The sequence below is a fragment of the Flavisolibacter ginsengiterrae DSM 18136 genome, assembly GCF_059568575.1.
The window spans coordinates 264,950-278,116 of sequence record NZ_JCANTR010000004.1 but is presented as its reverse complement, the minus strand read 5'-3'; the positions used below and the strand labels follow the sequence as shown (position 1 = coordinate 278,116).

The window sequence follows — 13,167 nt, the reverse complement described above, 5'->3', positions numbered from 1 at the left end:
ATTTGGCCCTTTGTTTTTTAGCTTATAAAATGCGCTCAAACGTTTCTTTTCTACCGAATAGCGAGATACCTATATAACCACGCACCTTAAGATTAAGCCCGCTGATACTTATTTTGCAACTATAGGTTTTGCCGTTTTCAGGATCATAAACCTGTCCATCCGTATAAGTGCCATCGTCATAAGAAAAATTAGTGAACATATCCATGCCAAGCAGGCCTCTGTTTCTCAGTTTGCTATCCTGATTCTTTGTGTCTTTTCTTGGGTTGGATGCCCAAATTGTTCTGCCGAAATAATGGTTTCCCTTTTTATACATTTCAATTTTTGCGTCTTTTTTTGGGGACCAATAAACGCCAATTATTTTGTCAGAAACGGACTTGCCGGGTTGTGCAAACCCGCCAACAAAAAGCAATATCATAGAGATGGAGAACAGTGATGTTTTGGTTATTTGTTTCATTTTGTTTTCAGTTTTTTGTAAGTGAAAATATTTCTGTCGGTAAAGTCTGCCTGTCGATATAACGGGATACTACATTTTCATTTTGTAGTCCTTTATTTGTGTGATAAGCCGTGGGAATGGTTTTCACGCCTTCGGTAAGTTTTGTAACGCCATTATTTTTTGTATGGGTTACCGTTGTGTGGTTCATTTCAACAATGACGTATATTGGCAATATAGCCATTAGCGTGAACACCTGTAAAGCGAATGCAATCTTTTTCATTTTAAAATTTTTAGTTGTTTTTGATGATGTAAAAGTAGACCGGCTTTCAAGGACTTGAAGGACGGGAACGTGTCAGAAAAAGACAATCATTTCATCGAACTTCAGAATGGCTATAAATTGTTTAGAGAAAAGCCACCCAGGTTAGAGCGGCTTTTAGCTTCAATGCCGTTAACCCCTACTTACTTGCAAGTGGCACATGTGCAATTGCTACCGCAATTACAGTTTTCGCAGGTGCAATTTGGGTTGTCACATTTTTGTTTGTCGCTTGGAGTAACCCTACTCAATTTGATTTCTGATTTCATAACTTTTGTTTTACTTGTTTTTAAATGATTTTGATAAAACAAAAGTAGAATCAGTGGGGCCTGTTGTTGTTACATTACCTTGGGTAAAGCTTACAGAATTTTGGGTTATAGTTGATCAAGCAGTTTGCGCTTTGCTGATCCAAATTTCTTGAAGTGTGAAGGCGTAAGTCCGGTAATTTGTTTAAACTGATTGGAGAGATGTGCAACACTACTATAGTCCATTTCAAAGGCGATGGATGACAAAGTCATTTCGTTGTACACTAAAAGCTCTTTTACCTTTTCAATTCGCTGTTGTATAAAATAATTTTCAATGGTGCGCCCCTCAACAGAAGAGAACAGGCTACTTAAATAGGTGTATTCATGATACAAATTCTGTGATAGGTAAGCTGAGAGGTTCATTTTGTGTTCCTTATCGTCAACTTCATTTCTTGCTTTTTTTATCACCAGTTGTTTGATCTTTTCTATTAGTCCGCTTGTTCTGTTATCATTTAACTCAAGTCCAATTGCTGCAAGGCAGGAACTTACAGAAACATATTGTTCCGCTGACAGTGGTTGAATAAGATGAATTTCCCCCACAATCACTTGTTGATAGGATATGGAAGCATTGGCCAAAACGTTTTCGACTGCCAGCAGGCAACGACGGCAAACCATGTTTTTAACCAGTAGAACATTCTCGGACATAATGGAAGATAAATGAAGTTAATTAAGTTGATAACTACCCAATAGATGGGTCAGTTAATAGCCTTTTGGCAAAAGTTTGGAGACACGCCTCCGAGCAAAAGAAAACTTCAAGCTTTTCGGGGTGCCGAATGGCTGCAGCTTTGTCCAGTATCAGCATTCTGCAAACGGGATCAACAAAGAAAGAAATAGCTCTTGGGTTCACTAATTCCGCTATGTCTTTTTCTTCGGCCATGTTTTTAAAGCGATGTTTCCCTTTTGGTTCAAATTCAAATGGAGATATATCGGTAACGGCTTCAAGAAAATCATCTGAACACCAGAAGGTACCGGGGCTGGCTTTAGCAGCTATGCGGGAGGTAAGATTGATGGCGGTACCAAAATAGCTATCGTTTCTTTTTAAGACCTTTCCGTAATGAAGCCCTCCGTGTACTTGCAGAAAATTGTCTTCCCTGGAGGTGTGCTTCATTAGCATGAAGGCTGTCGAAAGTAAAAAATCTGCTGATGCAGACACGATCATTACTTCATCTCCGGTACGTTCTTTTAGCTCGCTGTCGCCAACCAGGCAACCCTGTACAATTTCCAAAAACCTGTCAATTAAGTCGGCTGCCGAAGCCGCACCGTGTGTTTCGGTGAGCGCCGTATAACCGGAGAGGTCAGCCATTAAAATGGCAATGTTTTCTTCCATAACCATTGTTTAAAAAAGTATGTAAACCCTGGTGAGTATGCACCGAAAGGGCAAAATTGAATCTATACGTTTAAGCTTCTACAAATAGTTTCAAAGTGACTGGATTATGCCGTTTTTGGGCTTTGAAAACAAAAAGAAAGAATAAGCCATCAATGACATCTACAACAAAACAAAAGGTTGGCCAGTAGCCGGGTATTGCCGTTTGAATCGGTAAACCTTTGTGATGAAATATATCCCACACGCCATGAAAAAGAATGCCGTAGGCTATTAACAAACTGTTCCGTGTATAGCCAATAATCGCGAGAAAATACAAACCTAACGCAATGGCGACTTCCAAGATAATCAAATTAATGGGGTTATCTTTCAATGAAAAGCCGACGTAAATAAATGCAATGGCGACAAGGATGGTTGCAGCCATTAATTTTGTGGTGAAGTATTTAGCCAGCATTTGTGAAAGAAGGATGCATATTACAGCGGTAACAATCCCGGCAATTGTTTCTATCATTTATTTGGTTTTATTAAATGAAAATTCGCTAATGATATTCAGCGTGTGTCTGTTTGAACTGTAAAGATGCTATTATATCCAACGCTTAAAAAGACAATAAGGTGTCAGTAACAGACAAGAAGGCTATAACAGATGAGTTGGCAAAAGGCTCAAAAGCGGTGTCGAACCATGAGTTGTGTGTGAATTTTGCGGTCAACTATTCCTGCAAACTCGCTCCTGTGTGAGATTCTGCAAGTACACCCAAAAGCAAAGGCTTCAATTTTTGATGTTCCTGAAGGAATTTTCATAACAGAACAGAAGAAAGGTGTCGAACCAAAGGCGTCAACGAGGTGTTCTCCTACATTACAGGACTGGTGCGGTTTTTACAGAAATGTAAAAGCCGCACTTCCCTGAAAAATTTCGAGAGTGCAGTTTGAGTAGCCTCGCCGCGAATCGAACGCGGATCCAGGGCTTCGGAGACCCTTATACTATCCATTGTACTACGAGGCCGGAAAATTTGATCCGATAGAATGTAATATCACTCTCAATGTCACAATACTATTTGATCAACCCGTGTGCATTGCTGGCAAATATTTTTACGGCAATGGCCAGCAAAACTACGCCAAAAAATTTGCGCACGGCAATCAAACCACCCGGACCCAGTATCCTTTCTATAAACTTTAAAGATTTTAAAACCGCAAATACAACTATGAGGTTCAATAAGATGCCCATCAGGACTGTTGACTGTGTATAGTTCGCTTTTAATGATATAATCGTGGTAAGCGTTCCGGAACCTGCAATGAGTGGAAATGCAATAGGCACTACCGTAGCAGCCCTCACATCTTTCTCGCTTTTAAAAAATTCTGCTCCCAGCACCATCTCCAATCCAAGAATAAAGATCACGATTGACCCTCCTACGGCAAAGGAGCCAACATCAAGACTTAAAAGATTTAAAAAGGGCTCCCCGAGGAACAGGAAAAGGATCATCAGTCCACCGGAAATTAGGGTAGCTCTTATCTCTTTAATACCCCCCATCTTATTTTTGATAGAGATCAAAATGGGGATGGAACCTATGATATCTATGATGGCAAAAAGAGTAAACGTAACTGTGAGTATGTCCTTGACATTGGTTTGCATGGTAGTATTTGAATAAAATTAAGCTGTCCAGACAAGGGAAACAGTTTACAAAAATAAAATCTCCCCCGGTCAGAATGCCGGAATTCAAAATTATAATTGAAAACGGATACCTCCATATTCATTGAAGCCAGCTGTATTATATCCATATACATCCGCATATTTTTCATCCAGTATATTTCTAAGGTCTGCGAATACCTTCAATCTGTTATTGAAAATTGCGTATTCGATATAAAAATTCAGCAGGTAATACTTGTCCAGCTTTATATCATGTGATAGAAAGGATGCATCATAATAAATGTCCCTGCTGCTTCCCACAGCATTTGCCTGTAGGGATATATATAGCGATTTTGTCAGCTGGCTGCCTGCAGATGCCACGAGGTAGCTTTTAGGCCTTCTCAATAAGTTGAAATACGTAGTGTCCTTGCCATTTTGAATAGTAGTGATATTGCCGGTAGCATAGGTATAAATAACCTTCAACTGTAGTTTATGGGCTACTGTTGCGGAACCCTCGAATTCAACACCATGATCATTTTGCCTGTCCTGGTTGATATAGCGCGACCGGTAAGTGGCTGGGTCAAAGAAAAAAGTTATGACATCTTTTGTCCGCCTGTTAAACCAGGTACCTCTTACATTGAATTTCCCACTCCCTGGGAAATATTGCCATCCTGCTTCAAAGTTTAAAGATGATTCCGGCTTAAGACTCTTGTTGCCATATTCAGAGAATAACTGGAAAAGGCTTGGTGTTTTATAACCGGTTGATATATTAGTAAAGAGCTTTATTCTCTTTTGAATGAAATAGGAAGGGTTGAAGTTGAAAGCAAAATTGTTTCCATACACTGAGTGGTGGTTCAGTCGCCCCCCGGCTTCAACGCTTACTCCATTTTTCTGGTAGTGTAGCATACCATATAATGCCTGTTGGTTTTGCCTGACACTATCACCACTTTGAAATTGCTTTTCAATAACAGGATCCGGACTATATGGAGGAAAAGCAGGTGTAACCGTTAACCCGTTATAATCTGTTTTTGAAGATCTTATTTCCGTACCTATCGTGAGTTTAATGGCATTGAATGCCTGTACAAGGTAAGCTTCGGCAAAATGCTCATTAGCCTTGTAGGATGAGGTGCTGAAAGTATAATATCCATTCCTGCTTTGCGTGGAATCATCAAGGTAATCCCTGTTTGTCCTGTTAAATTGATAGATGATATTGATCTGTGAATTTTTAAAATTGATCATATTCCTTATCCCTGTTTGCAGGTTTTGAGCAGAATAGGTATGATCCAGTTCATCAATAAACGCATCCTGGTCCAGGCTTCCGCTGTTCTTGCTCCACCTGGCAAAGGGGTGAATTTGCACGCTTTTTCCTGCCTGTATGCCAAGGCTTGCCTGGACAACATTTTGTTTATACCCATCCTTGTCAAATACGGAGGAAGATCCTGCAGGAGGCATGGCTTCTGAAAATCCATCGGTTTTATAATGCGTATATCCAATGCTATAATTCAAAATTCCCTTTCTGCCATTAATGCCCGTATTATATCGTTGGGAATGATAACTTCCATAATGAGCTGTGCCAGTCAGGGTAAAAGGTTTACTGCCAGTCTTCCTGGTAATGATATTGATGACGCCTGCAATGGCATCACTTCCATACAGGGTGCTCTGACCACCTTTAAGTATTTCAATACGTTCAACATTATCGATAGGAATATTCCTGATATCAAAATTGCTGCCTATCCCCGAAGCGTCATAAACCGGTACGCCATCAATGGTGATCAAGGTATGATCCACCCTTGCTCCGCGTAAGTAAATATTCTTTTCCTTTCCCGGGTTATTGGTATACCCATTAATGAAAACACCACCGGATTCAGCGATCACCTGGGCCAAATCCCTGCTGCCTGCATGCTCAATCTGTTCTCTTGAAATTACAGTGACCACCTTACCGGTTTCTGTTGTTTTGGTAGAATACTTGGTTGCTGTAACCGTTACCTGGTCCAGCAGTTTACTGGAGTCCTGTGCTGATAAATGGCTGCCGATGAAGATCGCAGCCACTGTCAAAATTTTTCTCATCTGTTTAAATTTTGTAGTGACTGCTTCCTGGTAATAAAAGAGATAGATAATCTTGTGCCTTATCCTCTCTGCCTTTCACCCGAAAGCATGAATGTAGATACTGTATTTGGCAGGTCTTCTGGCTTAACCCCAACCTGATAGCCTTCCCGTTAATGAAAACAGTGGCAGAAGAATCAGGTTGATCTTCCTGGCCTGGGAGCCAGGGGGTCTAACAGCTACGGGGATAGCGCCGGAATTTCACCGGCTTCCCTTTTCATCCCGGTTTTTAAGGCCGGGAACCAATTACGTGGGCAAATGTAAAGGGAAATATAATGCAACTGTTAAAGACATTGGCTACGACCAGGATTTGAATAGCATGAAAACCATAAGAACCTTATTGCACATGGCTGATAACCTATTCCTTCTTATTTTTATATTTATTCCGCATGGACAAGCCTTTGCCACAGATCACATTTGATTTTTCTTCCCAGCCGGAAGAAGAAGAGAAGCCTAAAGAGTTTCTCTCAGGGCAACCTGTGCCACAGGCAAAACCACCCGCTCCAAAGAGCAACAGGGGCAGAAAGGCGTTGAAAGATATAGAAGCTGAAGTAGACCTGGTTGAAGTTCCGGATGACGAAGTGCTCTTTCAAAAACAATATTACTCTATTGGCGAGGTAGCCAATATGTTTAAAGTAAATACCTCACTGATAAGGTTCTGGGAAAATGAATTTGATATTCTCGAGCCCCGCAAAAACCGCAAGGGGGACAGGTTTTTCAAACCTGTGGATGTGAAGAATCTTCAAATGATCCATGACCTCCTGCGACGCAGGAAGTTCACCATTGAAGGTGCAAAGGACTTTTTGAAAAAGAACAAACAGGGTAAAGAAAAGTATGAACTGGTGCAATCTCTTCAGAAATTGCGGTCCTTCCTCCTGCAACTAAAGGCCAATTTGTAGCATCTATTTAACAACCTCTGTCTTGTATCCTCGGCATCCCAGGGTAATTTTGAAAGACAAGTATCATTTCATCATGAAGAAGATCATATTGTTTTCCATTGTACTTTTTTCAGCCGGAATTGTATTCGCCCAGTCAGCAGAAGTAAGTCATGATCCGGAAGGGAATAAGGTACTGAAAGGATTTATTACAAAGCAGGAATTGATCAATGATTCCAGCTTTACATGGTTTATTAAAAATCAAAAGGATTATACACCAGATCAAAGTGCATTGAAAGCTTTCAGGGCCAATAAGGACTCTATTAGTATCATTGCATTCGGCGGTACCTGGTGTGGAGATACTAAATTTATTCTTCCCAAATTTTATGCGCTGAGTGATGCCGCTGGCTTGTCACCTGACAGGATCACTTTAATTGGTGTTGATCACAACAAGAAGACCATACAGCATTTATCTGAAGCATTTAATATTATCAACGTTCCCACCTTTATTGTAATGAAGAACGGTAAGGAAATAGGCCGTGTTGTAGAATATGGCACTACGGGAATGTTTGACAGGGAACTGGGGGAGATCATATCCCGAAAGATCAATTAGTATGTTATCAGCAATATAAAAACCCGGTCTACCGGGTTTTTCTTTTTAGTTTACCAGTACTATCATTTAGGGAACAATGGCTATATCCTTTCCCTCTGCAGTGATCCTTATTTCCAGCTTTTCCATTGTTTGAAGAATGAAAAAATTGACCTGCTGTTTAATAGCTGTAAACTGGCTCCATTGCATGGGTGGCGTAAAGAATTCAATGAATACCATGAATGCCTGCACACGAATGTCATTGAAAAGCACATTATAGGTCTGCACCTCGGGGATACTCTCTAAATATTTCTTGATCTCGGCCAGTAACTGTTCCAGTTTTTGCGGTGAGGTTTGAAGGTTAATGAATAAATTGATCTCACCACGGATCTGAGAACGCAGTGATACATTATCCAGTATGCTGTCTACCATTTGCTTGTTGGGAACAGTCACGAAAGATTTATCTGCCGTTCTCACCCTGGTGCTTCTGAGGCCAATGCGTTCCACTGTTCCAGCCACACTCTGAACCTTTACAAAATCACCCGTGGTAAAGGGCTTATCAAAGAAGATCACAAATGAAGCGATCAGGTTTTCAAGGCTTTCTCTTAAAGCCAGGGCAATAGCGGCACCTACTATACTAAGACCTGTCAAAAGGCTGCTGATATTATAATTGAAGGCAAAATGCAATACCATCATGCCCCCTATAATGCCTATGATCACTTTAAGAAAATCCCTGAAGAAAACGATCAGCTGGTTATCACTTTGATTGGGTGTCTGGTTAGCCCTTATTTCCAAAACAGTGGCTATAAAATCAATAATGCGCAGCAGCAACCAGATAAATGTTATCACCTGGATAGAGATCCCTATGGATAGCAATATCTTTTCCAGCGTATACTTGTAAAGCTTGACATTTAAAGCCGAAGGGAAATCAAGCCTGTAAAGGGCTATTATAGAAACGGAGATCACCAGGAAGGTTCCAAGCGGTACAATGATCAGGTCAATGAATTTCTGCTCGTCAAAATTCTTCCAGCCTTTCTTAAACAACTTGCAAAGGAGGATAGCCAGGTACTTGGATATAAGCCGGTTCAATATCAACACAAAAAGTATAACCCCCAGCGCCCATAAATAATCCCTCACAGAATTATCCAAATAAATACGGTCTAAGAAAGAATTCATCTCCAGGATTTGGAATAAAATTATCGATTAGTGCAACACTAAAACCGGTATTGGTAAATACGTAACGAATCGTTAGTAAATGTGACAAGCTTCGCGGCAGTGGAAAAGGACCGGATATAGGGTTGAAAAGATGGTGGTATTGCCTTTTTTACATCTATAAAATTACTGCTGTTGTAAACGATGATCTCATTGGGATGTGTCTGGATAATATAATTCTCTTTTACGGCTATACTTTGCCATTTGGTAACGGCTATCTTTTTTTTAAAAGATCCATAATTATCAAAAACAAATACCCCATTGGCAGTGTCAGCAAGATAGACCAGGCCATTATCACTCAAGATCTTTTGCGGATGCACACTTACAGAAAAAAGCGTTCGCAGATCCGGTGTTTCCACCAGCAGGTTTCCCTGCTCGTCCACTTTCTTCAGCTTATTATCATATTCATCGAATACCCAGATATTATTATCATAGGAAACTCCGGCAGCACCCGGTTGGTAGATATTATAGCGCTTTAGGTCAAGCGAAGAACGGTTCGCCAGAAACCTGTCGAGGAGAACTATGGTAGAGAAATCTTTATAAAAAAGTAATGGTCTTAATGGGTTGGAAACGTCCAAAGAAAATAATTTACCGGCATTACGTACCTGGTTATAGATGGCTACCGAATCACCTTTTTCATTGAATTTACGTACCTGCCCGGAAGAAGAGATGATATACAGGTTATCCAGGTTATCTATAGCTGCATCGGCAATATCACCTTTATAGGTCTTCACCAGTTTGAAACCTGAATCTGTTTGTGCCAACACTATGGCCGGAACAAAACAAAAGGCTAACAGGCACAATTTGAATAAATGCTTCACCAGTTTTTATATATTTTATTTTCCATGCCCGAAAAAGATCTCAGCTGCATATCTGTTCCATCAAAAACGGCATAGGTGCTGAAATTCATCCATTCTCCCAGGTTGATATAACGGCTGTTATCTTTTAGACGAAAATCTATGGGAAGATGTCTATGCCCGAACACAAAAAAATCAAAATGTTCCTGCTTCAGCATTTCCCTGCTGTAGATCAGCAGCCATTCCTTATCCTCTCCCAAAAAGTTTTCTTCGCTGTCACCAGTGGCCGACCGGCTTTTATGGCTGAAATAATTGGCGATGCCAACACCAATGAAGGGGGGAAGTATGCCAAACATCCAGTGACAAACCGGGTTTCTGAAAACCTTCTTCATGGCTTTATATCCATGGTCTCCAGGGCCTAAGCCATCTCCATGGCCTATATAAAAACTTTTTCCGTTGAACTCAAAAGTTTTAGGTTCAAAATAGACAGGCACATTCAGTTCTTTTTGAAAATATTGACGCATCCACATATCGTGGTTGCCAACGAAAAAATGGATGGCTATCCCGGCATCAGTCAGTTCTGCTATCTTTCCCAACAGGCGCACACCCCCTTTGGGTACCACCTTTCGGTATTCATACCAGAAGTCAAACATATCACCTACAATAAATATCATGAAAGCATCTTCCCTGATCTCGTTCAGGAAGCGGACAATGCGCTTTTCTCTTTCAAGGCTGCTTTCTTCATTGGGGGCTCCCAGATGAAAATCGGAAAGAAAGTATATTTTTTTACCTGGCGGAATCTGCATAGGATCAATGACTATTGCTGGTCGTCAATTACAAAACAATATACTTCTTTTGGACCATGCACCCCAACCACCAGCGTTTTTTCAATATCTGCAGTTCGGCTGGGACCTGTGGCAAAAGTGATAAGCGAAGGGATGTATTGATGATACTTTTGTTGCAGGGCCACTAATCCATCCCTGATATCATAAACAAGTTGAGATGTATAGGCTATGCAAATATGTACCGGGGCATAGACACTTGGAACACGCCCCTGGTGAACTGAACTTAATACCATACTGCCTGTACGGGCAATAAGGAATTCACAACTGGTAATGGATGCTTCGCAACTTGCAATATCATTATGCCTGCTGTTTGGTAGTATTAATGATTTCCACTTTTCTTCCTCACAGTAAATGCGCGTCCATTGGTTCTGGTAACAAAGCTTATTAAATTGCTCGCCTAGTTCTTGCTCGTTCTCACAAAAAAGAAACTTTCCTTGTAGCGAGGAAAATTGCTCTGCAAATTCCACTACCAGGTCTTGTTGCTGTGGCTGGAAGACAGTTTCAGCACCTTCACTTTTTGGAAAAGGCAATGGCGTTGGATGAGCCAACGCCACGCGTATTTTTTTTAGAATGTTATTCTTTGCCTGTGAATTACTCATTTGGGAGCAGGAGCTTGGTTGGTAACATTTGGATCATAAGGAGGAACGCCTTCGCTGATGCCACCCTCAGGATGCTTTTCAGCTTCTTCATCATCCACATCCAGTAAATGCTTGTCCTCGTAAGGCCGTGGTCCTATCAGGGTTTCCACATCACTTTGAAACAGTACTTCTTTTTCAAGCAATGCTTCCGCCAGCTTTTCCACTTCCGCTTTCTTTTCAGTAAGCAGCGCTTTGGTCCTTAGGTATGCAACATCAATCAGTTTTCTAACTTCTTCATCAATCAGCTTAGCTGTTTCATCAGAATAAGGTTTTGTAAAGGAGTTGTCCTGTTGTGGATCGTAAAAACTGATATTACCCACTTTTTCATTCATTCCGTATACGGTTACCATAGCATATCCAATTCGGGTGATCTGCTGAAGGTCATTCTGAGCCCCGGTTGATATTTTACCAAAGAAAATATCTTCACTGGCGCGGCCTCCCAGGGTCATGCATATCTGGTCATTGAGCTGGTCTGTATTATACAGGTATTGTTCTTTAGGTGTATACTGCGCATAACCCAGGGCTGCAGTTCCTCTTGGAACAATAGTTACTTTCAATAATGGGTAGGCGTGCTCCAGGAACCATCCGCAAATAGCGTGGCCTGCCTCGTGGTATGCAATGATCTTCTTTTCTTCAGGAGAAATGATCTTGTTCTTTTTTTCCAATCCACCTATCACACGATCCACTGCATCCTGGAAGTCTGTCATGTCCACCGCAGTCTTTCCTTTACGGGCGGCTATCAGGGCAGCTTCATTACAAACGTTGGCTATATCAGCACCGGCGAAACCTGGTGTTTGTTCTGCCAGCTTATGTATATCTACTTTCTCTGATACTTTAATTGGTTTTAGGTGCACTTTAAAGATAGCTTCTCTTCCTTTTACATCTGGCTTGTCAATAGTGATCTGCCTGTCGAAACGACCTGGGCGTAAAAGCGCTGTATCCAATACATCAGGACGGTTAGTTGCTGCCAGTACAATAATGCCGGTATCAGTTCCAAAACCATCCATTTCAACCAGTAGCTGGTTCAACGTGCTTTCTCTTTCATCATTGCTCATCATCATGTTCTTGCCACGCGCACGTCCGATAGCGTCTATCTCGTCAATAAAGATCACACATGGAGCTTTCTCACGCGCCTGTTTGAACAGGTCACGAACACGGCTGGCGCCTACACCTACAAACATTTCCACGAAGTCCGAACCGCTCAGGCTAAAGAATGGGACCTGTGCTTCTCCTGCCATGGCTTTAGCCAATAAGGTCTTACCAGTGCCCGGAGGGCCAACCAGCAATGCTCCTTTTGGTATCTTACCTCCCAGAGAGGTATATTTTTTAGGATTACGCAGAAAATCTACGATTTCCATAACCTCTACTTTGGCTTCGTCAAGGCCAGCTACATCAGCAAAAGTGATGTTGACCCGGGTACCTTTATCAAATAAAGTAGCTTTTGATTTTCCAATATTAAAAATACCTCCGGGGCCGCCACCTGCGCCGGCGCCACCACCCATCTTGCGCATCAATAAGATCCAAAGACCTATAAAGATCAGGATAGGAAGTAGTGTCTGAAGTATGGGGCTAAACCAGTTGGTTTCATTTTCTACATCGGATCCGGGTTGATTTTGAGCCGGAACCTTGGCTACAGCATAATAATCATTCAATTCCTTGCGCACATCTTCATTAGCTGAAATGCGGAAATAGTAATGAGGGCCTTCCTGTGTGAATTTGGACTTAGTGGTGGAAGCATATTTTTGAATAGCTTCTGGTTTTAAATATACGCGAACAATATCCCTGTTATCAACAATGATGTACTTGGATACATCACCCTGGGCTACCATTTCCTTAAAATTCTCAAAATTGGTCTTCTCCAGCGATGTGGAGAAAGGCCCAAAGAATTGAAAGCCGATCAATACAGCGAAAATGATCGCATAAACCCAATAAATACTGAATTTAGGTCCTTTGCGGGGCGACTCTCCGTCATTGTTCGAACCTGGAGTTCTGTTAGAGAATTTGGGAAGTCGGGATTTACTATCGTTCTTATATGGCTCTTGTGACATTTTTAATTATTCTTATTAATCTTAAAGCTAAAGATGCAAGTAATTGAATTTTTGGTGGAATATCTAA

At 41.2% G+C, this 13,167-nt stretch carries 14 protein-coding genes, 1 tRNA gene and 1 riboswitch; of the genes, 2 read left to right on the top strand and 13 right to left on the bottom strand.

Going from position 1 to position 13,167, the window contains the following annotated elements; translation table 11 throughout:
• Window positions 1–22 precede the first annotated feature (22 nt).
• The 8 genes from BP74_RS06750 to BP74_RS06715 form a co-directional block, all read right to left on the bottom strand.
• Window positions 23–454: a DUF2147 domain-containing protein gene (locus tag BP74_RS06750; RefSeq protein WP_496372358.1), complete on the bottom strand. Its 432-nt coding sequence runs from the start codon at window positions 452–454 to the stop codon at window positions 23–25.
• Window positions 455–461: 7 nt separating this feature from the next.
• Entirely contained in the window at window positions 462–713 is a 252-nt protein-coding gene (locus BP74_RS06745; protein ID WP_496372356.1) for a hypothetical protein, read from the bottom strand.
• Between the two features lie 407 nt (window positions 714–1,120).
• Window positions 1,121–1,696, bottom strand: a complete 576-nt coding sequence (locus BP74_RS06740; RefSeq protein WP_496372354.1) for a helix-turn-helix domain-containing protein — start codon at window positions 1,694–1,696, stop codon at window positions 1,121–1,123.
• A 34-nt stretch (window positions 1,697–1,730) separates the two neighbouring features.
• A complete protein-coding gene (locus tag BP74_RS06735; RefSeq protein WP_496372352.1) occupies window positions 1,731–2,378 on the bottom strand; it encodes an adenylate/guanylate cyclase domain-containing protein in 648 nt (215 codons plus the stop codon).
• A gap of 70 nt (window positions 2,379–2,448) precedes the next feature.
• A complete protein-coding gene (locus BP74_RS06730; protein ID WP_496372350.1) occupies window positions 2,449–2,883 on the bottom strand; it encodes a DUF6010 family protein in 435 nt (144 codons plus the stop codon).
• 417 nt (window positions 2,884–3,300) lie between these two features.
• Window positions 3,301–3,372 (bottom strand) — tRNA-Arg (locus BP74_RS06725).
• Between the two features lie 48 nt (window positions 3,373–3,420).
• Window positions 3,421–3,999: a MarC family protein gene (locus BP74_RS06720; RefSeq protein ID WP_496372348.1), complete on the bottom strand. Its 579-nt coding sequence runs from the start codon at window positions 3,997–3,999 to the stop codon at window positions 3,421–3,423.
• Window positions 4,000–4,089: 90 nt separating this feature from the next.
• Entirely contained in the window at window positions 4,090–6,060 is a 1,971-nt protein-coding gene (locus BP74_RS06715) for a TonB-dependent receptor plug domain-containing protein (RefSeq protein ID WP_496372346.1), read from the bottom strand.
• A gap of 91 nt (window positions 6,061–6,151) precedes the next feature.
• Window positions 6,152–6,358, bottom strand: a riboswitch (cobalamin riboswitch).
• A gap of 127 nt (window positions 6,359–6,485) precedes the next feature.
• On the opposite strand from BP74_RS06715, the gene BP74_RS06710 reads away from it, so the two are divergent.
• Both BP74_RS06710 and BP74_RS06705 read left to right on the top strand, forming a co-directional pair.
• Window positions 6,486–6,995 carry a MerR family transcriptional regulator gene (locus tag BP74_RS06710; protein ID WP_496372344.1) on the top strand — a complete coding sequence of 170 codons (510 nt, stop codon included), beginning with the start codon at window positions 6,486–6,488 and terminating at the stop codon, window positions 6,993–6,995.
• Window positions 6,996–7,068: 73 nt separating this feature from the next.
• Window positions 7,069–7,584: a thioredoxin family protein gene (locus BP74_RS06705; protein ID WP_496372342.1), complete on the top strand. Its 516-nt coding sequence runs from the start codon at window positions 7,069–7,071 to the stop codon at window positions 7,582–7,584.
• Window positions 7,585–7,650: 66 nt separating this feature from the next.
• Here BP74_RS06705 and BP74_RS06700 read toward each other — a convergent pair whose 3' ends face one another.
• The 5 genes from BP74_RS06700 to ftsH are packed head-to-tail and all read right to left on the bottom strand — an operon-like array spanning window position 7,651 to window position 13,100.
• Window positions 7,651–8,736, bottom strand: a complete 1,086-nt coding sequence (locus tag BP74_RS06700; RefSeq protein ID WP_496372340.1) for a mechanosensitive ion channel family protein — start codon at window positions 8,734–8,736, stop codon at window positions 7,651–7,653.
• A gap of 38 nt (window positions 8,737–8,774) precedes the next feature.
• Window positions 8,775–9,593: a hypothetical protein gene (locus BP74_RS06695; protein WP_496372338.1), complete on the bottom strand. Its 819-nt coding sequence runs from the start codon at window positions 9,591–9,593 to the stop codon at window positions 8,775–8,777.
• Window positions 9,590–10,375 carry a UDP-2,3-diacylglucosamine diphosphatase gene (locus tag BP74_RS06690; RefSeq protein ID WP_496372336.1) on the bottom strand — a complete coding sequence of 262 codons (786 nt, stop codon included), beginning with the start codon at window positions 10,373–10,375 and terminating at the stop codon, window positions 9,590–9,592. Before BP74_RS06690 ends, BP74_RS06695 begins: the two co-directional genes overlap by 4 nt.
• Window positions 10,376–10,386: 11 nt before the next feature.
• On the bottom strand, window positions 10,387–11,013 hold the full coding sequence (locus tag BP74_RS06685) for a LutC/YkgG family protein (protein ID WP_496372334.1): 627 nt from the start codon (window positions 11,011–11,013) through the stop codon (window positions 10,387–10,389).
• Window positions 11,010–13,100 (bottom strand): ATP-dependent zinc metalloprotease FtsH, encoded by a 2,091-nt coding sequence (ftsH, locus tag BP74_RS06680; protein WP_496372332.1) that lies wholly within the window; start codon window positions 13,098–13,100, stop codon window positions 11,010–11,012. Before ftsH ends, BP74_RS06685 begins: the two co-directional genes overlap by 4 nt.
• Window positions 13,101–13,167: the final 67 nt, after the last annotated feature.

Bases quoted from the DNA above. Each gene is read 5' to 3' on its own strand.
- BP74_RS06740 (WP_496372354.1), bottom strand. From the start codon at position 1,696: ATGTCCGAGAATGTTCTACTGGTTAAAAACATGGTTTGCCGTCGTTGC.
- BP74_RS06705 (WP_496372342.1), top strand. From the start codon at position 7,069: ATGAAGAAGATCATATTGTTTTCCATTGTACTTTTTTCAGCCGGAATT.
- BP74_RS06690 (WP_496372336.1), bottom strand. From the start codon at position 10,375: ATGCAGATTCCGCCAGGTAAAAAAATATACTTTCTTTCCGATTTTCAT.
- BP74_RS06745 (WP_496372356.1), bottom strand. From the start codon at position 713: ATGAAAAAGATTGCATTCGCTTTACAGGTGTTCACGCTAATGGCTATA.
- BP74_RS06730 (WP_496372350.1), bottom strand. From the start codon at position 2,883: ATGATAGAAACAATTGCCGGGATTGTTACCGCTGTAATATGCATCCTT.
- ftsH (WP_496372332.1), bottom strand. From the start codon at position 13,100: ATGTCACAAGAGCCATATAAGAACGATAGTAAATCCCGACTTCCCAAA.
- BP74_RS06685 (WP_496372334.1), bottom strand. From the start codon at position 11,013: ATGAGTAATTCACAGGCAAAGAATAACATTCTAAAAAAAATACGCGTG.
- BP74_RS06710 (WP_496372344.1), top strand. From the start codon at position 6,486: ATGGACAAGCCTTTGCCACAGATCACATTTGATTTTTCTTCCCAGCCG.
- BP74_RS06735 (WP_496372352.1), bottom strand. From the start codon at position 2,378: ATGGAAGAAAACATTGCCATTTTAATGGCTGACCTCTCCGGTTATACG.
- BP74_RS06750 (WP_496372358.1), bottom strand. From the start codon at position 454: ATGAAACAAATAACCAAAACATCACTGTTCTCCATCTCTATGATATTG.
- BP74_RS06700 (WP_496372340.1), bottom strand. From the start codon at position 8,736: ATGAATTCTTTCTTAGACCGTATTTATTTGGATAATTCTGTGAGGGAT.
- BP74_RS06715 (WP_496372346.1), bottom strand. From the start codon at position 6,060: ATGAGAAAAATTTTGACAGTGGCTGCGATCTTCATCGGCAGCCATTTA.
- BP74_RS06720 (WP_496372348.1), bottom strand. From the start codon at position 3,999: ATGCAAACCAATGTCAAGGACATACTCACAGTTACGTTTACTCTTTTT.